This is a genomic window from Citrobacter sp. Ct235 (assembly GCF_030332305.1).
Taxonomy (GTDB): Bacteria; Pseudomonadota; Gammaproteobacteria; order Enterobacterales; family Enterobacteriaceae; genus Citrobacter_A; species Citrobacter_A telavivensis.
Genome location: NZ_JAOWIC010000041.1, coordinates 290,585 through 312,932, shown reverse-complemented (window position 1 = coordinate 312,932; position 22,348 = coordinate 290,585). Strand labels below are relative to the sequence as shown.

General features: G+C 48.3%; 20 protein-coding genes. 13 read left to right on the top strand and 7 right to left on the bottom strand.

Features of this window, described 5'->3' with window-relative positions; translation table 11 throughout:
- Positions 1-342 precede the first annotated feature (342 nt).
- The 10 genes from rfaQ (at position 343) to OGY35_RS08180 (ending at position 10,345) form a co-directional block, all read left to right on the top strand.
- Complete coding sequence (gene rfaQ / locus OGY35_RS08225) at positions 343-1,413, top strand: lipopolysaccharide core heptosyltransferase RfaQ (RefSeq protein ID WP_152400645.1); 1,071 nt, start codon at positions 343-345, stop codon at positions 1,411-1,413.
- Entirely contained in the window at positions 1,410-2,534 is a 1,125-nt protein-coding gene (locus OGY35_RS08220) for a glycosyltransferase family 4 protein (RefSeq protein ID WP_286631979.1), read from the top strand. Before rfaQ ends, OGY35_RS08220 begins: the two co-directional genes overlap by 4 nt.
- Positions 2,527-3,324, top strand: a complete 798-nt coding sequence (gene rfaP, locus OGY35_RS08215; protein WP_178823665.1) for a lipopolysaccharide core heptose(I) kinase RfaP — start codon at positions 2,527-2,529, stop codon at positions 3,322-3,324. The genes OGY35_RS08220 and rfaP overlap by 8 nt, the downstream gene beginning before the upstream one ends.
- A 23-nt stretch (positions 3,325-3,347) precedes the next feature.
- Positions 3,348-4,289 (top strand): glycosyltransferase family 52, encoded by a 942-nt coding sequence (locus tag OGY35_RS08210; protein WP_286631977.1) that lies wholly within the window; start codon positions 3,348-3,350, stop codon positions 4,287-4,289.
- Positions 4,290-4,331: 42 nt separating this feature from the next.
- Positions 4,332-5,429 (top strand): lipopolysaccharide 1,6-galactosyltransferase, encoded by a 1,098-nt coding sequence (gene waaB, locus OGY35_RS08205; protein WP_286632068.1) that lies wholly within the window; start codon positions 4,332-4,334, stop codon positions 5,427-5,429.
- A gap of 5 nt (positions 5,430-5,434) precedes the next feature.
- A complete protein-coding gene (gene waaO / locus OGY35_RS08200; RefSeq protein WP_286631975.1) occupies positions 5,435-6,448 on the top strand; it encodes a lipopolysaccharide 3-alpha-galactosyltransferase in 1,014 nt (337 codons plus the stop codon).
- A 20-nt stretch (positions 6,449-6,468) separates the two neighbouring features.
- Positions 6,469-7,485 carry a glycosyltransferase family 8 protein gene (locus OGY35_RS08195; protein ID WP_286631974.1) on the top strand — a complete coding sequence of 339 codons (1,017 nt, stop codon included), beginning with the start codon at positions 6,469-6,471 and terminating at the stop codon, positions 7,483-7,485.
- A gap of 13 nt (positions 7,486-7,498) precedes the next feature.
- The gene (rfaY, locus tag OGY35_RS08190) at positions 7,499-8,197 is read left to right on the top strand and encodes a lipopolysaccharide core heptose(II) kinase RfaY (RefSeq protein ID WP_286631972.1); all 699 of its coding nucleotides are present in this window, start codon (positions 7,499-7,501) and stop codon (positions 8,195-8,197) included.
- Positions 8,198-8,377: 180 nt separating this feature from the next.
- Positions 8,378-9,232, top strand: coding sequence for a 3-deoxy-D-manno-oct-2-ulosonate III transferase WaaZ (waaZ, locus tag OGY35_RS08185; RefSeq protein WP_286631971.1), 855 nt, complete (start codon positions 8,378-8,380; stop codon positions 9,230-9,232).
- Positions 9,233-9,268: 36 nt separating this feature from the next.
- On the top strand, positions 9,269-10,345 hold the full coding sequence (locus tag OGY35_RS08180) for a glycosyltransferase family 9 protein (RefSeq protein ID WP_286631970.1): 1,077 nt from the start codon (positions 9,269-9,271) through the stop codon (positions 10,343-10,345).
- A gap of 26 nt (positions 10,346-10,371) precedes the next feature.
- Here OGY35_RS08180 and OGY35_RS08175 read toward each other — a convergent pair whose 3' ends face one another.
- From OGY35_RS08175 to rfaD, 4 genes are all read right to left on the bottom strand, one after another.
- The gene (locus OGY35_RS08175) at positions 10,372-11,643 is read right to left on the bottom strand and encodes an O-antigen ligase family protein (protein ID WP_286631968.1); all 1,272 of its coding nucleotides are present in this window, start codon (positions 11,641-11,643) and stop codon (positions 10,372-10,374) included.
- A gap of 11 nt (positions 11,644-11,654) precedes the next feature.
- A complete protein-coding gene (gene rfaC, locus OGY35_RS08170) occupies positions 11,655-12,617 on the bottom strand; it encodes a lipopolysaccharide heptosyltransferase RfaC (protein ID WP_286631966.1) in 963 nt (320 codons plus the stop codon).
- Positions 12,618-12,620: 3 nt separating this feature from the next.
- Complete coding sequence (gene rfaF / locus OGY35_RS08165; protein WP_152400620.1) at positions 12,621-13,667, bottom strand: ADP-heptose--LPS heptosyltransferase RfaF; 1,047 nt, start codon at positions 13,665-13,667, stop codon at positions 12,621-12,623.
- 79 nt (positions 13,668-13,746) lie between these two features.
- The gene (gene rfaD, locus OGY35_RS08160; protein ID WP_286631965.1) at positions 13,747-14,727 is read right to left on the bottom strand and encodes an ADP-glyceromanno-heptose 6-epimerase; all 981 of its coding nucleotides are present in this window, start codon (positions 14,725-14,727) and stop codon (positions 13,747-13,749) included.
- 215 nt (positions 14,728-14,942) lie between these two features.
- Here rfaD and kbl point away from each other — a divergent pair, with 215 nt between their 5' ends.
- The 3 genes from kbl to OGY35_RS08145 all read left to right on the top strand — a co-directional run bounded on the left by kbl (position 14,943) and on the right by OGY35_RS08145 (position 18,445).
- Positions 14,943-16,139 carry a glycine C-acetyltransferase gene (kbl, locus tag OGY35_RS08155; RefSeq protein WP_152400615.1) on the top strand — a complete coding sequence of 399 codons (1,197 nt, stop codon included), beginning with the start codon at positions 14,943-14,945 and terminating at the stop codon, positions 16,137-16,139.
- Between the two features lie 9 nt (positions 16,140-16,148).
- Positions 16,149-17,174, top strand: coding sequence for an L-threonine 3-dehydrogenase (gene tdh, locus OGY35_RS08150; protein ID WP_042323301.1), 1,026 nt, complete (start codon positions 16,149-16,151; stop codon positions 17,172-17,174).
- A 236-nt stretch (positions 17,175-17,410) separates the two neighbouring features.
- On the top strand, positions 17,411-18,445 hold the full coding sequence (locus OGY35_RS08145; RefSeq protein ID WP_286631964.1) for a glycosyltransferase: 1,035 nt from the start codon (positions 17,411-17,413) through the stop codon (positions 18,443-18,445).
- Here OGY35_RS08145 and OGY35_RS08140 read toward each other — a convergent pair.
- From OGY35_RS08140 to gpmM, 3 genes are read right to left on the bottom strand one after another with little or no spacing between them, the layout of a single operon-like run.
- A complete protein-coding gene (locus tag OGY35_RS08140; protein WP_286631963.1) occupies positions 18,432-19,391 on the bottom strand; it encodes a divergent polysaccharide deacetylase family protein in 960 nt (319 codons plus the stop codon). The genes OGY35_RS08145 and OGY35_RS08140 overlap by 14 nt on opposite strands.
- Positions 19,392-19,394: 3 nt before the next feature.
- Positions 19,395-20,678 (bottom strand): murein hydrolase activator EnvC, encoded by a 1,284-nt coding sequence (envC, locus tag OGY35_RS08135; protein WP_178827657.1) that lies wholly within the window; start codon positions 20,676-20,678, stop codon positions 19,395-19,397.
- Between the two features lie 9 nt (positions 20,679-20,687).
- Entirely contained in the window at positions 20,688-22,232 is a 1,545-nt protein-coding gene (gene gpmM, locus OGY35_RS08130) for a 2,3-bisphosphoglycerate-independent phosphoglycerate mutase (RefSeq protein ID WP_286631962.1), read from the bottom strand.
- Between the last annotated feature and the right edge of the window lie 116 nt (positions 22,233-22,348).

Here is a 22,348-nt window from a genome sequence, read left to right as displayed (position 1 = left end):
CCCGTTTTTGACTTAAATAGCTTTAAGTTCGACTAATTCCGGCAGCCTGGCCCAGATTTTTTGCATTTTTATGCCATTTATTGATTTTTGCCGCCTTGCCGTTGTTTGCAGAGTCAATCAGTGACGTAAAAAGCGATGATTAGTTTAATATCAATTTGATTTAAAAAAGAAAAAACTCCTATTTGTGGTTAATTTATTCGAGTCGGATCGCAGCGAAAGAAGTGATACACTAGCGCGTAAAAGTCGGTGCAATATCAGTGATCGGGTAGCTGTTGAGCCTGGGGCGGTAGCGTGCTGTTTTCTGCTTAACTTTATCGGACAATCACAACAAAAGAGTCGCGTGTGGAAAAGCCTTTTCGAAAAATTCTGGTCATCAAGATGCGTTTCCACGGGGATATGCTATTAACCACTCCCGTCATCAGTACGCTGAAGCAGAACTATCCTGACGCCAAAATCGATATGCTTCTTTACCAGGATACGATGCCTATTTTGTCGGAAAACCCCGAGATTAATGCTCTCTATGGCATCAGTAATAAGGGAACGGGGGCGGCAGAGAAAATTAAAAATACGCTTTCGCTGATTAAGACTTTACGCAACAACCAATATGATCTGGTCATCAATCTGACCGATCAGTGGATTGTGGCGCTGATTGTCCGTTTTTTACGTGCAAGAGTAAAAATATCCCAGGATTTCGCCAACCGGCAGTCTGCATTCTGGAAACAGAGTTTTACCCATCTCGTTCCCTACGCCGGTGAACACGTCGTCGAACGCACGCTGTCAGCGCTCAAACCACTGGAGCTGGAACATGTTGTTACCGAAACGACCATGAGCTATCGGCCTGAGCACTGGGAAAATATGCGTCGACAGTTGCATCAACTCGGCGTGAATCGTCAGTATGTGGTGATTCAACCCACGGCAAGGCAGTTATTTAAGTGCTGGGATAATGACAAATTTTCCCGCGTTATTGATGCTCTTGAGCGTCGCGGCTACCAGGTGGTGCTGACATCAGGTCCTTCTGCAGACGATTTAGCCTGCGTGGAAGAGATTGCGCAGGGATGTGAAACCAAACCGGTCACCGGACTGGCGGGTAAAACCCGATTCCCGGAATTAGGTGCGCTGATTGATCATGCCGCGCTTTTCATTGGCGTCGATTCAGCGCCCGGACATATTGCTGCAGCGGTCAAAACGCCGGTGATATGTCTGTTTGGTGCGACCGATCACGTCTTCTGGCGTCCCTGGACCGACAATATTATTCAGTTTTGGGCAGGGGACTATCAGGCCATGCCTAAACGATCTGAACTGGACCGTGACAAAAAATATATGTCCGTTATTCCTGCTGAGGATGTGATTGCAGCAACGGAAAAAATGTTGCCGCAGAACGCGCAAATTATCGAAATGGATGCGCCGGTATGATCGTGGCTTTTTGTTTGTATAAGTATTTTCCGTTCGGCGGATTACAACGTGACTTTATGCGCATTGCGCAGACCGTAGCCGCACGCGGTCATCAGGTCCGTATTTATACCCAATCCTGGGACGGAGAATGTCCGGATGTTTTTAAACTCATTCGCGTACCGGTTAAATCGCGAACCAACCATGGGCGCAATGCGGAATATTACGCCTGGGTGCAGGCACATTTGCGTGAACATCCTGTTGATCGGGTCGTGGGTTTTAACAAAATGCCTGGTCTGGATGTCTATTTTGCCGCTGATGTTTGTTACGCCGAAAAGGTTGCACAGGAAAAAGGCTTTTTCTACCGCCTGACCTCTCGTTATCGCCATTATGCGGCGTTTGAACGGGCAACGTTTGAGCAGGGTAAGTCAACGCAGTTATTAATGCTGACGGATACACAGATTGCTGATTTTCAGAAGCACTATCAAACCGAAGCGGAGCGTTTTCATATTCTCCCTCCGGGTATTTACCCGGACAGAAAATACAGTGCGCAAATCCCGAATGCCCGCGAAATAGTTCGCCAGAAGAACGGTATTACGGAGCAGCAAAACTTATTGTTGCAGGTCGGTTCTGATTTTACCCGCAAAGGGGTGGATCGCTCGATTGAAGCACTTGCTTCACTGCCGGCGGCGCTGCGGCATAATACGCTTCTGTATATTGTCGGCCAGGATAAACCGCGAAAATTTGAAGCGCTGGCGGAAAAACGCGGTGTGCGTAGCAATGTGCATTTTTTCTCAGGGCGCAATGATGTCGCGGAGTTGATGGCCGCAGCCGATTTATTGCTGCACCCGGCCTATCAGGAAGCGGCAGGAATTGTTCTGCTGGAGGCCATTACCGCAGGTCTGCCGGTGTTGACCTCTGCCGTCTGTGGCTATGCGCATTATATTGCGCAGGCTAACTGTGGCGACGTTATTGAAGAGCCCTGGCGGCAGGATGCGTTGAACGACATTTTACGTAAAGCGTTGACCCAGCCGTCATTGCGCGCCGCGTGGGCAGAAAACGCACGGCATTTCGCGGATACGCAAGATTTGTACAGTCTGCCGGAAAAGGCGGCGGACATTATTACAGGTGGTCTGGATGGTTGAATTGAAAGAACCGTTAGCCACATTATGGCGCGGTAAGGATGCGTTTGAGGAAGTCAAAACGCTGCAGGGTGAAGTCTTCAGGGAACTGGAAACCCGTCGTACGCTGCGATTTGAACTGGCGGGGAAAAGCTATTTCCTTAAATGGCATCGGGGGACTTCTCTCAAGGAAATCGTCAAAAATCTTCTCTCACTGCGGATGCCGGTTTTGGGTGCCGACAGAGAGTGGAACGCTATTCATCGCCTTCAGAATTTGGGGGTGGATACCATGTATGGCGTTGGGTTTGGTGAGAAGGGGCTCAATCCTCTGACCAAAACCTCGTTCATTATTACCGAAGATCTCACTCCGACCATCAGTCTGGAAGACTATTGTGCGGATTGGGCAACGAATCCACCGGACGTCAACGTGAAGTGGATGCTTATTGACCGCGTGGCCACGATGGTACGCAAGATGCACGCAGGCGGAATCAATCACCGTGATTGTTATATCTGCCACTTCCTACTGCATCTGCCTTTTTCAGGCAATAAAGAAGACTTAAAGATTTCGGTTATTGATCTACACAGGGCACAGATTCGTACGAAAGTTCCTCGTCGCTGGCGTGATAAAGATCTGATTGGTCTTTATTTTTCGTCGCTAAACATTGGGTTGACGCAGCGGGATATCTGGCGGTTTATGCGGGTTTATTTTTCGGCTCCCTTACGTGATATATTCCGTAATGAAGCAGACCTGTTAATCCAGGCTGAAGCAAAAGCAGAGCGAATAAAAGAACGAACACTGAGGAAAAAATTATAATTATTTAGGACGAAAGATGCTAAATGTTTCTCTTCATATGCATGACTAATTTGCAGTTGCTTATTGCAAAGGCTATTATTGAAAAGGAGCGGCTGGATAATGTTGAACTATTGTTTATTGGTGACGCCGGGAATATAAAGAATGTTTGCTATTTAAATAAAATCAAACCATTGTGTCAGCATGTTAGTCTCGAAGCCAATGCAAAAAAGACATCAACTTTCAAAACATTAAAAAGGACATTGTATGCAAAGAAAATCATGATGTCATATAAGAAAACATATGACGTCGTTTTTTTTGCGAATTTTCATGTTCCACTTATTCACCATATACTATCGATGGTTTCCTTTAATGAACTAAGAACATTCGATGATGGGACGAATAATATAAATAAAAAAAGCGTGATGTATCGAGACTCTTCAGTCTCTTTCACGTCAAAGCATTTTCGAAGACTTATGGGCAGGAAGTATCATAAGGAGGATATCCTTAAACTCGACAGAATACATTATACTTTATTTCCAGAAAAACCTAATATAATAGAAAAAAAAGAAGCGATTACATTAATTTGCTACAATAGTGAAAATTCTGGAACAAATACGGTTAAAAAAGTATTGTTGGGTACCGTCTATTCAGATGCGATTGATAATAAACACGGAGTGGTATCTTTAATACAAAAAGTGCAGAGTTTTATCGATTCCAGAAAAATAGATTACTACATTCCTCACCCGCGAGAATTATTATACCAATTTAACAACGTGGAAAATATTAACTCTGAATTAATAGCGGAAGATATTATATTAGGCTTTTTAATGCAGGGTTTTAGACTTGAGTTATATGGATTTAATACTACAGCGCAAATTAATTTAAGTAACATATCTTTCATTGAAAACTATAATTTGAAAAGTCCTTTATTAAAGGAATGCTTCAATCACCATCTTGGATTTAACTTTAGCGATGTAGAATTATAATAACGATGGCAAAAAGAGAGATCGTAATCATATATGAATGAAATGCCCGTTGAAACTGGGTTAAAAATCGCATTTATTGGTGAGGCTGTTTCCGGCTTTGGCGGAATGGAAACGGTTATCCGGGATGTTATCAATAACTTTCAGACCGAACCTTCTGCAATCCAGTGCGAAATGTTTTTCTTTTGTCGGAATGACAAAATGGATAAGGCATGGTTAAGCGATATTAACTATTCATGCTCGTTCTCCACTATCCGTCTGGGGTTTTTGCGTCGGGCAAAGCATATCCATACGTTTAGTCGCTGGTTAAAGAAAACAGAACCCGATGTTGTTATCTGTATTGATGTGCTGTCCTGCCTGTTTGCCAGTAAAGCGCGGAAGAAATCAGGCCACAATTTCACGATATTCTCCTGGCCGCATTTTTCGCTGGATCATAAAAAACATGCCGAATGTGTTAGCTCGGCTGATTATCATCTGGCAATCAGTAGCGGTATTAAACAACAGATGATTGCGCGGGGTATTGATCAAAAGAACATTACCGTTGTTTATAACCCCGTATCCAGAAAATCAGAGATTATTCCACAACCAGAAGAAGGCCAGCCCGCCGTCTTTCTGTATGTTGGAAGGATGAAGTTTGAGGGGCAAAAAAGAATTAAGGACCTGCTGGATGGATTATCCCATGCGGAAGGCGAATGGCGGTTGCATGTGGTTGGTGACGGCTCAGATTTTGAAAAATGTCAGGCCTATGGGCGAGAACTGGGGATTGACAATCGTATTACCTGGCATGGCTGGCAGGTCTCTCCCTGGGATGTTGTGCAAAACAAGATAAAGAACGTCACGGCACTGTTGCTGACATCGTCATTCGAAGGCTTCCCGATGACTCTGCTGGAAGCCATGTCGTATGGTATCCCGTGCATCAGTTCAGACTGTATGTCTGGTCCCCGGGATATGATCAAACCAGGAATCAATGGCGATTTGTATCCGCCGAGCGATCTCAAACAGTTTATCCGCCTACTCAACCAAATCCTCTCTGGTCAGATGAAGTATGATAGTAATCTGATCCCTGAGACGATAGATAACTTCTATAATGAAGTCTATTTCCAACATTTAAGAAGTGCGATATTTTCCAAAATCAATAAGTGATCACTATGACTCAAAAATATTTTGAAGAAAAAGTCATTCAGAAGACTTTAGATTATAACTATGCAGAACATAGTGATGTTGATAAGTTTAATATTGCCTATGGCATTGATAAGAACTTCCTTTTTGGTTGTGGTGTTTCCATCGCGTCGATACTGATTGCCAACCCCAATACGCCGTTTGCTTTTCATGTATTTACAGATTCATTTAGCAATGAAGAACAGGCTCGATTTAATGCGCTCGCAAAGCAATATGCCACCCAAATCGTGGTGTATCTCATTGACTGCGAGCAATTGAAATCGTTACCGAGTACTAAAAACTGGTCTTACGCAACGTACTTCCGATTTATTATCGCTGACCACTTCGCGGGAAAAATGGATAAGGTACTGTATCTGGATGCAGATATTGCCTGTCAGGGAAGTGTACAAGAGTTGATTGACCTCGAGTTTGCTGAGCATGAAATTGCGGCCGTGGTTGCGGAGGGTGAGTCAGAGTGGTGGACTAAGCGCTCAATCAGTCTGGCAACACCGGGACTGGTTTCTGGCTACTTTAATGCGGGTTTTTTGCTGATTAACCTCCCCGTCTGGACCGCTGAGGATATTTCTCGCAAGGCTATTGAGATGCTACGCGATCCGGATGTGGTACAGCGCATTACTCACCTGGATCAGGATGTGCTGAATATGTTGCTTGTTGGCAAGGCGCGTTTTGTCGGTAAAAAATTTAACGCCCAATTCAGCATCAATTACGAGTTAAAGCATGACGTGGTCAATCCCGTGGATGTAAACACGGTATTCATTCATTATATTGGGCCGACTAAGCCCTGGCATCAATGGGGTAACTACCCTATTGCGCAGAGCTTTTTGAATGCGAAAAAATTGTCACCCTGGTGTGATGTTGAATTGCTGAAACCTAAAAATAGTCATCAGTTACGTTATGCGGCAAAGCATATGTTTAATCAGAAGCAGTACTTTGCTGGCCTGATTGATTATGCACTTTATTTTAAAAGCAAAATTGTTAAATAAAAATAATTATAGGTGACGCAGTGGACTCTTTTCCGGAAATAGAGATAGCAGAATATAAAGTTTTTGATGAGCGCTATGATAATAATGCTAACACATTAAATATCTCTTATGGAATCGATGAGAACTATCTTGATGGTGTCGGGGTGTCTATTACCTCGGTGTTAATTCATAATGATATTAATGTTGATTTTCATATCATCTGTGACAAATATACAAAAAGTTTCGTTGATAAGATTGAGGCACTGGCGCAAGAACATAAGATTAAAATTTCATTATATCTTATCAATGTCAAATGCCTTGAGATATTGCCGAAAACGCAGGTCTGGTCAAGAGCTATGTACTTCCGGCTTTTCGCTTTTGATTATCTGTATCATAAACTGGATAAATTATTGTATCTTGATGCAGATGTCATCTGCAAAGGTCCTCTGGATCTTCTTCTGACCCTTGACCTTAATGATAATGTCGCCGCAGTAGTAAAAGACGTTGACTCTATTCAGTCCAGGGTAAATGAAAGACTCCCCTCGTTTAATCTTCAGGGACGATATTTTAATTCCGGTGTTGTTTTTATAAACCTCCGGGAATGGGCTAAAAATCGATTAACTGAAAAAGCATTATCCCTGCTAACGGGTAAAGACGGGAGTGCAACATTTTTTAAATATCCCGATCAGGATGTCCTGAATATATTGCTGCGTGATAAAGTTTATTTTTTACCTCGTGAATATAATACAATTTATACCATTAAAAGCGAGTTAAGCGATAAAACGCATGAGAAGTATTTAGATATAATCCATGCTGATACTAAGTTGATTCACTTTACAGGTGCGACGAAGCCCTGGCATGCCTGGGCAAGTTACCCTTCTGTAATTTATTATACCAATGCTTTCATTAAGTCACCGTGGAAAGATGTTCCTGCCAAAGATGCGCGAACGCTGGTTGAATATAAAAAAAGATATAAACACCTTTTGGTCCAAAAACATTATCTGCGTGGAATGATTGCGGGGGCTGCATACCTCTATCGTAAATTTTTAGCAAAATGATACCTTCATACTTATGATCACTGAAACAAAAATTAAAAACTATACTGTATTCGTAAAACAAGGTGGTGAAAAATACATTGACATTTTCAATGATTTTTTAACACATAATCTTAAGGTACTAAAAGTCTTTCGTAGTATTGAGGATACCAAGGTCGTGTTAATCGATACTGACCATGGGAAATATATTCTGAAAGTATTTCACCCTAAAGTTAAAAATACTGAGCGATTTTTTAAATCACTGGTAAAAGGGGATTACTACGAAAAGCTTTTTTATCAGACCGATCGCGTTCGACAGGAAGGTTTTGACGCGTTAAATGACTTTTATCTGCTTGCCGAAGTGAAGACCCTGCGCTATGTGCATACTTACATAATGATTATTGAGTATATCGAGGGTGTTGAACTGGTTGACCTGCCCGTCATTTCTGCTGATGTGAAAGAGAAGATAAAACAGTCCATTCAAGGGTTACATCAGCATGGTATGGTCTCAGGCGATCCACATAAAGGTAACTTCATATTACAAAATGAAGAGATAAGGATCATTGATCTGTCCGGGAAAAGACCTTCACGACAGCGAATGGCAAAAGATCGTATTGATTTAGAACGTCACTATGGTATTGAAAATAACAAAAAAGACCTCGGTTTTTATCTCCTGGTGTATAAGAAAAAGTGGCGGAACTTTCTGCGCCGTCTAAAAGGTAAAAGTGTGCGCTAAGTTTCAATGTGAATATTTAGAACGTTGCATTTGGTCGTTCTAAATGCAAGAATGGATTTGTATGTTTTGTGAGCAAATTTGTTCATTCTATTTTGTTCATCCTCGCTAAAGATAAACCATGAACACTTTCCTCAAAGATTCATCGTGATTTAAGTTGCATGACAAGCCTACAGGTTTCATATGAGTAATGTTAAGTTTATAACTCGAGCAGGTGTTCAGCAACTTATTGCCAGCAGAACATCTGATAACGCGATCATTTTCTTATCGGGACCCACCTCCCGAGGGACTCCGCTTTCTCTTTTGCAGAACAATGATGTCATTACCGTTAACGGCGCAGCGGAATACTTGCTCAGTAATAGTATTACTCCCTTCATTTATGTCTTAACAGATGCGCGTTTTTTGCTACAAAGACGCCATGATTTTTATCAATTCAGTCGGGCGAGCAAATTCACTGTCGTGAATATGGATGTTTATGAAGCCGCTACGGAAGATGATAAGAAATATATGCGTGCTCATTGTTTTATTTTACGTGCATTTTATAAGCGTGAAAAAGGCGGTTTGTTCAAGAAGCTGAAACTGGAAATGCTTTCAAAATGGAATAAAAAGTTACTGATTCGAGTGCCCGTTTCTAAACGTAAAAGACTGGTTGGATTTAGTAAGGATATCAGCTTAGGTTACTGCTCATGCCATACCGTGGCGTATACGGCGATGCAGATTGCGTATTCATTAGGTTATGACAACACGATCTGCTCCGGGTTAGATATCACCGGGAGTTGCGCGCGTTTTTATGATGAAAGCCGTAACCCGATGCCTTCTGAATTGAGCAAGGATTTAGTCAAAATTCTGCCGTTTTTCCAGTTTATGTGTGAGAATGTTGATGACTTTAGTATCTACAATCTGTCTGACGATACCGCAATTAGCTACGATATTATTCCTTATATCAAGGCAACGGACGTCGCAACCTTGTCATCCAAACTGCGCTTCATGAACAACGCGCACGATCTTCACGATCGTGCCGATTCTTATGTCAGTTAGTGTTAACCTTTTATTTATTGTAGTGTGGTAACTCGCATGGGTTTAGGTGCTTTTCATAAGAAAAAAAGATACTGCATTAATAAACTTAAGATTAATTTTTTGTCTTTTTTCCTCACCCGGAAAAAGAATAATAAAATTAATGCAGATAATATTCAGACCTGCTTGCTAATCCATGATAACAACAAGTTAGGCGATTTGATTGTTTTGAGTTCGCTGTATCGCGAACTGTCTAATCGTGGTGTCAAACTGTCAATTTTAACCACCGCAGCGGGAAAAGCATTTCTTTCCGGTAATAGCAGAATACATCAATTTTATATTAAAAAAGCAAATGCCATCAGTGATGTACTGGCATTACGTAAACAACTTTCCGGCGAGTCTTTCGACATCGTACTTGACCCTTTTGAAACCATGCCCTCCTTTGGCCATAGTGTGTTGTTGTCTGGTGTCAGACGTTCGTACATCCTGGGTTTTGATAAGTGGTATAAACGTTACTACACCGTTTATCATCCGCATGATGAGATGTTAACGGCACATATGTGTACGCGGGCAGGTGAGATACTGCGTCATTTTTATGACGATGAGCGTAATGAATTTGATGTCAGTTATGATTTACCCCTGCCGGAGTCGGTTGAAAAAGACGTTCAGAATTTTGTCGGCGACTCAAAAATAGTTATTATTAATGCGTTGGGCGCAAAAAAAATCTGTCGATTATCCGATGAGCAGATTAGTACGATTTATTCGCATCTCTGCGAACATTACCCGGAATACAGGGTTATCTTTACCGGCCTGGCCGAAGATATTCGGTCTATTCCACTACCGGGTATTGAATCACTCCCCTTTAAGGAATTCATTTATACCGTCGCCCTGACAAAATTCAGTCAGTACGTGATCTCAGTAGATACCGCACTGGTCCATATTGCATCGGCATATGAAATTCCCACGCTCGCACTTTATCCGAATGCGCGACAAGAGACCTACCCCTCACATCTTATCTGGGCACCGAATAACTGCAATGCCTTACAGGTGATCTCTCCGACGTATACGGTGAAGGATATTAGCCCGGAGGTTCTGGCTGAATCGGTAGAGAATTTGCTGTCAACGCGTCAGAAGTGAGGGAATAGCCACTTCTGACGGTCAACTTATTGTGGCGAAATATCGCCGTGCTGGCGGTTTTTCTTGAGGAAGAGCATTAAAACGATCGCGGTTATTAAGATGATGGGCACACTGCGAGACCAGAGAATAACATCACTGAGTCCAGTCCCGACGATCGCTAACGTTAGCGCAAAGAGTCCCAGCGAACGGTGGTAATAGACCGTAAAGAACAACGCGACATAGAATAACAGCGTCGACAGTACCCCAGCGATCCCTTTCAGTGAAGCGGCTTCGATAAACTCGTTGTGTAAGTGGACATTCGAAAACTCCAGCGCGCCTTGCAGATATTTATTTTCATTTGCGAGTTCGGTCATCCGCTGAGCCCGTGTATCGGCCGATCTTGCCGCAAGCGGAGCCTCTTTAAAGATGTCGAAGCCAATTTCATACATCGCCAGTCGCGCGCCCAGGGAACTCTTGCTATTGCCCTGGCTATAGCGCGTCAGATCCGAGACGCCTTCGTGGTAGCGGTTATAAATCGGCTTGCTAAACAGGGCAACCAGCACAACCAGCGCGATGAAAAAGCCAATCACTGAAAAGAAGAGTTTTTTCGGCGACTTGATATACCCGGCAACCAACGACAGCGCACATATCACCGGGAAGATCAGCAGCGCGGAGCGCGTCTGGGTGAGCGCCAGGGCGTAGAATATAGCGATGGCATTCAGTAAGAATAATATCGGGTGATTCCGTTGGGTGTAAAGAATCGATATACCGCTGACAATGCCGACAAACATAATAGAGTAGGCTGCGCCCGTGGCCGAACCAATGCCGAAATCAAGACGAATTATGCCGGTGGTGGCTTTGATATAATACGCATATCCCGCGATAAAAAATGACAGTGAATACAGGATATAAAGCGGTAATTCTTTCTTAAAGCGAATTCTGGACGTCAGTGCCAGCAGGGTAAGAAAAGCGCCAAAAAGAAAGATCTTCGCGGTGTTCAGGTAACTGTGGTACGTCGCGCGAAAGGGAGAATTATCAACCTTAAAGGCAGAATACCAGGCGACGTCCAGCGCGCCGATGATAAAAATAGCGAGCGGCAGCAACCAGTACTGTACTGAATAGCTTTCAGGTTTACCGCGCAACAGTAGCGCCAACAGACCCAGTATCGCGGTGACATTATAGAGCTTCATGCTCAGCGTATTATCAAACAGTGCAACAATCAGCGTGATGGTGCAGAGCAAATAGGTTGTTATTTCCAGCGCTGAAGATGTCTTCGTGGCGTAGTGACGCCACGGACTTATAAGACTCAAGGTTGGCATTCATTTACCTTTTATAATAATGATGTGAGCTCGTCGCGGACGGAATCAGCGCTTAGCATTGCTAATTGATTTCCTGGCGCGCGACATGCCACCTGGTTCTTCCCGTAACCACCAATGAGTCCCGGATCCGTAGGACCGTACAACGTGATATTGGGTCGATCGAGTGCAGCGGTCAGATGGCTTAACCCCGTATCGACTGAAACGACAAATTTTGCCCCAGCCAGCACTCGAGCGACACCTTCCAGCGTCATTCGCGGTAATACCTCAACGTGAGCGAATCCTTCCGATAACCTCTTCGCCCGTGCTTCTTCATGAGGCGCACCCCAGGGCAATTTAATGCTTATCCCACTGTCAGCCAACAGACTGATTAACGTTCGCCAGTTCGACTCCGGCCAGTGTTTATCATCGCGCGTAGTGGCATGCAAAAATACCGCATAGGGCTGTTCATCCGTATTTCCGAAGGTAAGGAAATGCTGCGCGATGGCGTAATCGCCCTGCGACATCGGTTTCTGATAGCCCAGGCTTTTTGCGAACAGTTCACGCGTACGCTCTACGGCATGCTGTTGTCTGGCGATGTGATGGCGGCGATTATAGAACAGACTGGCCAGCGGTTCACGCGCGGTTTGCCAGTCCATGCCGTGTTTTGTTCCATGCGCCAGACGCGTGACCAGCGCCGCGCTTTTCACCAACCCCTGAGCGTCGATGATCGCGTCATAGCGTTCGGCCTGTACGGCGTCACGAAAGGCTTTGCGCTCCGCTTTAATCGGTGCGGAAAACCAGGCTTTACGCCAGCGGCGAATCGCCACGGGAATGACGCGGTTCACCGCAGCATGCCAGGACGGTATCTGCGCAAATCCTTCTTCAACCACCCAGTCAAACTGAATATCCGGGATGGCCTGTTGTGCATCCGTGAGTGCCGGTAGCGTATGTAGCACATCACCCATTGAGGATGTTTTGACGATCAGAACCCGCATTCGTCAGGCTTCCTCTTGCAGTAACAGGCTGTTGAGTTCTTCCAGTACGCGCGCAGGCGTAATGTCGATCAGGCTCTGATGATAGCCCTCGGCGGCATCGCCTTTACGCACTTTGTGATAGCCCGTAATCAGGCGAATCACGCGTGCTTTATGTGACAGTGGAGGGGTGAAATCCGGGCTGCTTGGTCCATAGAGGGCGACCAGCGGACGGTTCAGCGCCGCGGCGACGTGCATCAGGCCGGAATCATTGGTGACAACGGCCTTACACGCGCCAATCAATATGACCGCCTGCTCCAGTTGTGTTTCACCTGCCAGATTACGGCACCAGGCCTGCTGTTCGTCACTTAACGTTGCCTGAATTTCGTTTCCGGCCTCATGATCTTTCGCCGAGCCAAACAGCACAATCTGATAGCCTTCATCAATGAGCTGTTTTGCCAGCTCTGCATAGTGGTAGTGCGGCCAGCGTTTTGCCGGACCGAACTCTGCACCGGGGCAAAAGCCGATCATTGGACGTTCGTCAGAAAGCGAAAACGCGCTGCAGGTTAACGACTTCTCGCCTTCGCTCACCTGCAGTTGCGGCCATAGCAGCGGCTGCGGCAGATCTTTTGCCGTGCGCATCACGCCTTTGTCGTAGGCCAGCGCGACATAGCGTTCGACCATTAAGGGCCATGCGTCTTTATCCAGTACGCGCGCGTCGTTAAGCAGGCCGTAGCGCATTTCGCCGCGCCAACCCGTACGATGAGGGATACCGGCAAAGAAAGGAATCAGTGCGGATTTAAACGAATTGGGCAGTACATACGCACGGTCGTAGCGTTTTTCACGCAGGCTGTGACCGAGTTTGCGACGTTCGCCCAGTTCCAGCGCCCCATGTCCAAGCGGCATTGGAATCGCCTCGTTGACTTCCGGCATCCGCGATAACAGCGGACGGCACCATGCCGGTGCCATCACGTCGATTACCGCCTGGGGATAGCGCGCCTTGAGCGTGCGATAGAGACTTTGCGACATCATCATGTCGCCCACCCATGACGGGCCTACCACCAAAATCTTCATTCACTTCATCCTTCAAGCTGTCTCTGCGTTGGCTGCCTGCGTTCACTCCGGTCACTTACTCTTGTAAGCTCCCGGAGATTTACTTAGTTGCCGCCTTGATACCGCTCGAATGATTTTGTGAATTTGTAGCGTTGTCGCGGTTCAGCCAGACCATATATTCCGTTACGCCTTCGGCAACGGTCTTGAAGGGCTTATCGTAGCCCGCAGCGCGCAGGTTGGTCAGATCGGCCTGAGTAAATGCCTGGTAACGACCTTTCAGTTTTTCCGGGAATGGAATGTACTCAAGCTCGCTTTTCTTATGGTACGCCAGTGCAGCATCGGCTACGGCCTGGAAGGATTCTGCACGGCCAGTGCCCAGGTTAAAGATGCCGGAGACGCCATTTTCCCAGAACCACAGATTAACGTCAGCTACGTCGCCGACATACACGAAGTCGCGCTTGAAGTTTTCACTACCTTCGAACAGCTTCGGCGTTTCACCCTTGTTGAGCTGCGTATTGAGATGGAAAGCCACGCTTGCCATGCTGCCTTTATGGCCTTCACGCGGTCCGTAGACGTTGAAGTAACGGAAACCCACGATCTGTGAATTGGCCTCTGGCAGGATCTGACGCACGTACTCGTCAAACAGGAACTTTGAGTAGCCGTAGACGTTCAGTGGCTTCTCATATTCGCGGGATTCAATGAAGTCAGAAGTACGACCGCCATAGGTGGCCGCAGAAGAGGCATACAGGAACGGAATTTCGCGCTCCAGGCAGTAGTGTAGCAGCTCTTTGGAGTACTGATAGTTGTTATCCATCATGTACTTACCGTCCCACTCGGTGGTGGAAGAGCAGGCACCTTCGTGGAAAATCGCTTCGATCTCGCCGAACTCTTCACCCGCCATAATCTGGATTAAGAAATCTTCTTTATCCATGTAGTCGGCAATGTTCAGATCCACCAGGTTAACAAATTTGGTGCCGTCTTTCAGGTTGTCCACCACCAGAATATCGGTGATGCCTTTATCATTCAGGGACTTAACGATGTTGCTGCCGATAAAGCCCGCGCCGCCGGTAACGATGATCATAACTGTAACCTATGAATTATGGAGTCAGAGACTATCTCAGACACGAATATCTCTTATCATATCACTACATAGCGTTGGCTTCAGCCATTCACCGAATGGTCGTGTGGGTACGCGTGATTTATCCTGCATTTTAAAGAAGTGATAATGCGTCATCTCGTATCAGCGACCAGGGTTAGGTAAGATGTGCTGAAATTTGCCCAGTCTGGAGAATCGCAATGCGTGGGGATTTTTACAAACAGTTAACTAACGATCTGCAAACCGCCCGTGCGGAAGGATTGTTTAAAGAAGAGCGCATTATCACATCTGCTCAGCAGGCAGATATCACTGTGGCGGATGGTAGCCACGTCATTAACTTCTGCGCCAACAACTACCTGGGGCTGGCGAACCATCCGGAGCTGATTGCCGCGGCGAAAGCCGGTATGGACTCTCACGGATTTGGGATGGCGTCGGTGCGCTTTATCTGTGGCACTCAGGACAGCCATAAACAGCTGGAACAAAAACTGGCTGCATTCCTCGGCATGGAAGATGCCATTCTTTACTCCTCCTGTTTCGATGCCAATGGCGGTCTGTTCGAAACGCTGCTGGGTGCTGAAGATGCGATTATCTCTGACGCGCTGAACCATGCCTCTATCATTGACGGCGTGCGACTGTGTAAAGCGAAGCGCTTGCGTTATGCCAACAACGATATGCAGGAACTGGAAGCCCGTCTGCAAGAGGCGCGCGATGCCGGGGCTCGTCATGTGCTGATTGCCACCGACGGCGTGTTCTCAATGGATGGCGTGATAGCCAACCTGAAGGGCGTGTGCGATCTGGCAGATAAATACAACGCGCTGGTGATGGTCGATGACTCCCATGCGGTAGGGTTTGTTGGTGAGAACGGCCGCGGTTCCCACGAATATTGCGATGTGATGGGTCGTGTGGACATTATCACCGGGACGCTGGGTAAAGCGCTTGGCGGGGCTTCTGGTGGCTATACTGCCGCGCGCAAAGAGGTCGTTGAGTGGCTGCGTCAGCGCTCTCGCCCCTATCTGTTCTCCAACTCGCTGGCCCCGGCGATTGTCGCTGCTTCCATCAAAGTGCTGGAGATGGTCGAGTCTGGCGGCGAATTGCGCGATCGCCTGTGGGCAAACGCGCGCCAGTTCCGCGAGCAAATGTCTGCCGCCGGGTTCACCCTGGCCGGTGCCGATCACGCGATTATCCCGGTAATGCTGGGCGACGCGGTGATTGCACAAGAATTTGCCCGCGAGCTGCAAAAAGAGGGTATTTACGTCACAGGATTCTTCTATCCGGTTGTTCCGAAAGGTCAGGCGCGCATTCGTACTCAGATGTCTGCGGCGCACACCCCGGAACAAATCACCCGCGCGGTGGAAGCCTTCACCCGCATTGGTAAACAACTGGGCGTTATTGCCTGAGGATGTGAGATGAAAGCGTTATCCAAACTGAAAGCGGAAGAGGGTATCTGGATGACCGACGTTCCGGAACCGGAAGTTGGCCACAACGATCTGCTGATTAAAATCCGTAAAACAGCCATCTGCGGCACTGACGTTCACATCTATAACTGGGATGAGTGGTCGCAAAAAACCATCCCGGTTCCTATGGTTGTCGGCCATGAGTACGTTGGCGAAGTGGTCGGTATCGGTCAGGAAGTGAAAGGCTTTAAGATCGGCGACCGCGTATCTGGCGAAGGTCACATCACCTGCGGACACTGCCGTAACTGTCGTGGCGGACGTACCCACCTGTGTCGTAATACCACGGGCGTGGGCGTGAACCGTCCGGGCTGTTTCGCAGAGTATCTGGTGATCCCGGCATTCAACGCGTTCAAAATTCCGGACAATATCTCGGATGATCTGGCCTCCATCTTTGACCCGTTTGGCAATGCGGTGCACACGGCGCTGTCGTTCGATCTGGTCGGCGAAGACGTGCTGGTGTCGGGTGCCGGTCCGATTGGCATCATGGCGGCTGCGGTTGCGAAGCATGTGGGCGCACGCAACGTGGTGATCACCGACGTTAACGAGTACCGTCTTGAACTGGCGCGTAAGATGGGTATCACCCGTGCGGTTAACGTGTCAAAAGAGAGCCTGAGCGAGGTGATGGAAGAACTGGGCATGACCGAAGGGTTTGACGTCGGCCTGGAGATGTCCGGTGCGCCGCCAGCCTTCCGCGCGATGCTGGACACCATGAACCACGGTGGCCGGATTGCCATGCTGGGCATTCCTCCCTCAGACATGTCTATCGACTGGACGAAAGTGATCTTTAAAGGGCTGTTCATTAAAGGCATTTACGGTCGCGAGATGTTCGAAACCTGGTACAAAATGGCTGCGCTGATACAGTCTGGCCTGGATCTGTCACCCATTATCACCCATCGCTTCTCGATTGATGAGTTCCAGAAAGGCTTTGATGCAATGCGCTCAGGCCAGTCCGGGAAAGTCATTCTCAGTTGGAATTAATCAGAAAAGGCCGGAATGTCCGGCCTTATTTCCTGAGGAATATCTGGAAAGCTGTAAAGAATTGTCATTGTCATAAATAATTCGTAATCATGCCGTAGTCTTATATTGCTGTTTACCTGATGACTCTACGCTGAAGTCTCCTGGAGCCTTTACAAATATTATTTTCAGCCTTAATCGTTTCTTAATACAAAGGCTGTAAAAAGGCAGGTAACTTCAAAGGTATTCGGTAATTTATTATGATGAACAGTACAAACAGACTCAGTGTTATTATCCCGTTATATAATGCGGGTAATGATTTTAAAGCCTGCATGGAATCTCTCATCGCGCAAACGTGGACTGCCCTGGAAATTATTATTGTTAATGATGGGTCAACGGATAATTCTGTTGATATAGCAAAGTATTACGCCGAAAACTATCCCCATGTACGACTGCTGCACCAGGCGAACGCCGGGGCTTCGGTTGCCCGCAACCGGGGGATGGACGTTGCCACCGGCAAGTATATCGCGTTTGTCGATGCGGATGACCTCGTCTATCCGCACATGTACGAAACGCTGATGACGATGGCGCTGGAAGACGATCTGGATGTTGCGCAGTGCAACGCCGACTGGAGCGAGCGGGATACCGGCGTGACCTGGCAATCCATTCCAACCGACCGTATTCGCTCAACCGGCGTATTAACCGGTCCGGACTGGTTGCGTATGGCGCTCTCTTCCCGCCGCTGGACTCACGTGGTGTGGATGGGCGTTTACCGTCGGGATGTGATTGAAAAGAATAACATCCGCTTTATTCCCGGATTACATCATCAGGATATTGTGTGGACCACGGAGTTTATGTTTAACGCGCTGCGTGCCCGTTATACCGAAGAATCTTTGTATAAATATTTTCTGCATAATAATTCTGTCAGCCGACTGAAACGTCAGGGTAATAAAAATCTGAACTATCAGCGGCATTACATTAAGATTACCCGCTTATTAGAGAAACTGAACCGGAATTATGCTGACCGGATTACGATCTATCCTGAATTTCATCAACAAATAACGTATGAAGCATTGCGTGTTTGTCATTCTGTGCGCAAAGAGCCGGATACGTTGACGCGTCAGCGAATGATTGCCGAGATTTTTACCTCGGGGATGTATAAACGTATGGTGATGAACGTACGTAGCGCTAAAGTCGCGTATCAGACGTTACTGTGGTCAGTACGATTGTACCAATGGCGCGACAAAACGCGTTCGCACCATCGTACCGCGCGTAAAGCGCTTAACCTGGGTTAGCGGTGTTGTCGCGGGGCGATTTTCCCCAACCCTGCCACTGATTCTGGAACCAGTTCACCAGCGTACTCTGGCTGATGCTTTCGCTTAACACGCTGAAGAATCGACTGGTGTAGACCGGTTCTAACGGTTTCTTCGGTTTACACAACTTCACGCCACGGAACGGATTTCGCGGGGCATCATTGGTTTTCGGCGGTGTCAGATTCGGCGTGGAGGTATCCACCTGCGGCTCATTGAGCAGGCTGCTCGGGCGCACAAGGGTGATGTCGGCTGGCAGGTTATACACCATTTGCTGTAACACACGCACCGTCGACGGATGAGGATGGCCTATTGCGATGGCAGAACCATTGCGGCGAGCCAGATCAATCGCGCGGGTAAACTGGCGGCGAATGTCTCCTTCGTTTTGCGTGTCATCGAGAAACACTTTCCGCTTAATCACCTTCACGCCGGTCCCGGATGCGGCACGCATCGCCTGACTGTTGCCGATGGTCATGCTGTCGAGAAAATAGAGATCGTAGCGTTCCAGCGCCTGCATCACTTTCTGCATACCAAACAGGCTGGAGGTCATTGCGCTGCCCATGTGGTTGTTGAGCCCCACCGCGTAAGGCACTTTACCAACCGCCTCGTGGATGATTCGTTCAATTTCGTCGCTGCTCATCTCCGGGCGCAGCGTGTCCTTCTCCAGCGGCTGTTTACTCAGCGGCGCCATCGGCAGATGGATCAGCACTTCATGACCGCTGTTGTGCGCTTTGGTCGCCATTTCGCGCGCATGAGGCGCATTCGGCAAAACGGCAACGGAGATCGGGGCCGGCATCGCCAGAACCTGATTTTCGTAATGCGGACGATAGCCAAAATCGTCAATGACGATGGCGAGTTTGCCAGCAAAAACAGGGGATGCGAATGCCAGCAGGCTGGCGAATGAAAGAACGGTACGGCGAAATTGAGGCAAAACTTATCTTCCCAACCACGGTTGTGGATTGACGGCCTGACCCTGGCGACGAATTTCGAAATAGAGCGACGGTCGGCCCTGACCACCGCTGCTACCCACCAGCGCAATTGGCTGACCGGCGCGAACCTGCGTACCGACGCTGACCAGCGCGCTCTGGTTGTAGCCATAAAGACTCATATCGCCCTTGCCGTGTTCAACGACGACAACCAACCCATACCCCTGCAGCCAGTCCGCCAGAATGACACGACCATCGGCAATGGCTTTCACTTCGGTGCCTTCAGACGCACCGATAACCATCCCTTTCCAACGTAGCTCACCTTGTAGCTGTTCGCCATAGCGATGCAGCGTGGGACCACGAACCGGCCAGAATGCCTGACCGCGTGGCGAACCCAGTCCGCCGGTACGCGACATCAGCGATTTCTCACTGTCAGTGGGCTTGTAAGTGGTGCCTTTGCGGGTAGCCTCTTTCTGGCGATTACGTACCGCTTCCGCCTCGCGTGCTTCGCGTTCGGCGCGTGCTTTGGCGGCCGCCTCGGCTCGGGCAATGCTATTGCGCAAACGGGATTCGTTGGCGCGCAGTTCACTGAGCTGTTGCTGACCCTGCTGAATAGAGGACTCCAGCCCGGCAAGGGTTTTCTTACGTTCGTTACGCGCCTGCTCAAGCTTCGCCTGCTGGGCGCGCTGTTCATACAGTAGGGTCTGTTGCTGACTCTGCTTCTCTTCCAGTTCAGCACGCTGGGCGGCGACCGCTTCGCGAGTCTGCTTCAGCTCGTTGATCGTCTCCTGGCGCGCCTGGTTCAGATAACCGAAGTAGGCCTGCAAACGTTGGCCGCGCTGACTCTCTTCACCGCTGAGGATAAGCTGAATGCCGGTGTGTTCACCCTGGCGAAACGCCGCGTCCAGTTGCGCGGCAAGGCTGCGCTCCTGATTGGCTTTCTGCCGTTCCAGCTTCGCGATAGACGCATTCATTTCATCGATTTGCTTGTTCAGTTGCGCGAGGGTGTTTTGCGTTTCACGTAACTGGCGTGCGGCGGCAGAGATGGCCTCTTCCTGCGCCTTCAGTTGCGCAAGCAGGCCTGAACGCTGCTGCTGTTGTTGACGTACCGCACGTTCTTTGGCGGCGATATCCGCCTGAATGGATTTAAGCTGATCGCGGTCATCCGCGTGGGCGGAAAAGGCGCACAACAATACGCCAGCGCTCACCACGCTGGCGTAAATCAGGGGCCTGACTGAAAACCGTCTTGGTTTCATGGCCCCATTTTTGCTATTTATCGTCTTTCCCCTCATGGGGACGGATTATTCCACGATGAACAGCGGCTTACCAGTCATCTCTTGCGGGATTTCCATGCCCATCAGTGTCAACATGGTTGGGGCGATATCGGAAAGTTTGCCGCCTTCCACCGCTTTCACATTTTTGTTGCCGACATAAATCAGCGGTACCGGCAGGTTAGTGTGCGCGGTGTGCGCCTGACCGGTTGCCGGATCGCGCATCTGCTCGGCGTTGCCGTGGTCAGCGGTGATCAGCAGTTGACCGCCAACGGACTCAACCGCTTTCGTCACCTGCTCAACACAGTGATCCAGCGCTTCAACCGCTTTAACCGCCGCTTCCATCACACCCGTGTGACCGACCATGTCGCCGTTCGGGTAGTTACAGATAATGGTGTCGTATTTTCCGCTCTCGATAGCCGCAACCAGTTTTTCGGTTAACTCTGCAGAGCTCATTTCCGGCTGCAGATCGTAAGTCGCCACTTTCGGTGAGTTGATCAGGATGCGGTCTTCACCGGTGAACGGTTCCTCGACGCCGCCGTTGAAGAAGAAGGTAACGTGGGCGTATTTTTCGGTTTCGGAGATACGCAACTGCGTTTTATCGTTCTTCGCCATCCACTCGCCAAACGTGTTTGCCAGCGAAGCCGGTGGATAAGCAACGGCCGTTTTGATGTCGGCTGCGTATTCGGTCAGCATGACGAAATTCAGGTTAACCACTTTCTTACGTGCGAAGCCGTCGAAGTCAGCGTTAACAAAGGCACGGGTGATTTCACGCGCGCGGTCAGCACGGAAGTTCATGAAAATCAGGGTATCACCGTCTTCCATGGCGGCGTCAGCCTGACCTTCCGCGCGGATCACGGTCGCTTTCACGAACTCATCGTTTTCATCGCGGGCGTAGGCAGCCTGCAAACCTTCAACGGCGGTATTGGCCTGGAATTCACCTTGTGCCAGCGTCATCAGGTCATACGCTTTTTCCACGCGATCCCAACGGTTGTCACGGTCCATGGCGTAGTAACGACCCACGATGGAGGCAACGCGACCTTTGCCCAGCTCGGCAAATTTCTCTTCAAATTTTCTCAGGGAGGACTCTGCGCTGCGCGGCGGCGTATCGCGACCGTCGAGGAAAGCGTGCAGATAGATTTTTTCTGCGCCACGTTCTGCTGCCAGTTCAACCATCGCCATGATGTGATCTTCGTGGCTGTGGACGCCGCCAGCAGAGAGCAGGCCCATAATGTGCACGGCTTTACCGGCATTTTTCGCCTGGTCAACAGCCGCGGTCAGCGTTGGATTAGCAAAGAAAGTACGTTCTTTAATTTCAACGTCCAGACGGGTCAGGTCCTGATACACGATGCGGCCCGCGCCCAGGTTCACGTGACCAACTTCGGAGTTACCCATCTGACGATCGGGCAGGCCGACTTCCAGGCCGGAAGCATCGATCAGGGTATGCGGGCGTTTTGCCCACAGCGCGTCCATTACCGGGGTTTTGGCATTAAAAATGGCGTTGTCCTGGCTCTCTTCACGGTAGCCATAGCCATCCAGAATCACCAGTACCATGGGTTTTTTAGAAACCGACATTGCGAAACCTCACACTCAAGAGACAAAATAATTGCGTAATTTTACTACAGCTGAATCGATAAAATAGCCTCAGAAGATCAAAGAATGGGGCAGGGCAGTTCCTGGATGGCATGGAT

Coding starts and splice junctions, on each gene's coding strand:
- tdh (WP_042323301.1), top strand. CDS start 16,149: ATGAAAGCGTTATCCAAACTGAAAGCGGAAGAGGGTATCTGGATGACC.
- waaO (WP_286631975.1), top strand. CDS start 5,435: ATGACTCAAAAATATTTTGAAGAAAAAGTCATTCAGAAGACTTTAGAT.
- rfaC (WP_286631966.1), bottom strand. CDS start 12,617: ATGCGGGTTCTGATCGTCAAAACATCCTCAATGGGTGATGTGCTACAT.
- envC (WP_178827657.1), bottom strand. CDS start 20,678: ATGAGGGGAAAGACGATAAATAGCAAAAATGGGGCCATGAAACCAAGA.
- rfaY (WP_286631972.1), top strand. CDS start 7,499: ATGATCACTGAAACAAAAATTAAAAACTATACTGTATTCGTAAAACAA.
- rfaF (WP_152400620.1), bottom strand. CDS start 13,667: ATGAAGATTTTGGTGGTAGGCCCGTCATGGGTGGGCGACATGATGATG.
- OGY35_RS08180 (WP_286631970.1), top strand. CDS start 9,269: ATGGGTTTAGGTGCTTTTCATAAGAAAAAAAGATACTGCATTAATAAA.
- rfaD (WP_286631965.1), bottom strand. CDS start 14,727: ATGATCATCGTTACCGGCGGCGCGGGCTTTATCGGCAGCAACATCGTT.
- gpmM (WP_286631962.1), bottom strand. CDS start 22,232: ATGTCGGTTTCTAAAAAACCCATGGTACTGGTGATTCTGGATGGCTAT.
- waaB (WP_286632068.1), top strand. CDS start 4,332: ATGCCCGTTGAAACTGGGTTAAAAATCGCATTTATTGGTGAGGCTGTT.
- kbl (WP_152400615.1), top strand. CDS start 14,943: ATGCGTGGGGATTTTTACAAACAGTTAACTAACGATCTGCAAACCGCC.
- OGY35_RS08210 (WP_286631977.1), top strand. CDS start 3,348: ATGTTTCTCTTCATATGCATGACTAATTTGCAGTTGCTTATTGCAAAG.
- OGY35_RS08145 (WP_286631964.1), top strand. CDS start 17,411: ATGATGAACAGTACAAACAGACTCAGTGTTATTATCCCGTTATATAAT.
- OGY35_RS08220 (WP_286631979.1), top strand. CDS start 1,410: ATGATCGTGGCTTTTTGTTTGTATAAGTATTTTCCGTTCGGCGGATTA.
- OGY35_RS08175 (WP_286631968.1), bottom strand. CDS start 11,643: ATGCCAACCTTGAGTCTTATAAGTCCGTGGCGTCACTACGCCACGAAG.
- rfaP (WP_178823665.1), top strand. CDS start 2,527: ATGGTTGAATTGAAAGAACCGTTAGCCACATTATGGCGCGGTAAGGAT.
- waaZ (WP_286631971.1), top strand. CDS start 8,378: ATGAGTAATGTTAAGTTTATAACTCGAGCAGGTGTTCAGCAACTTATT.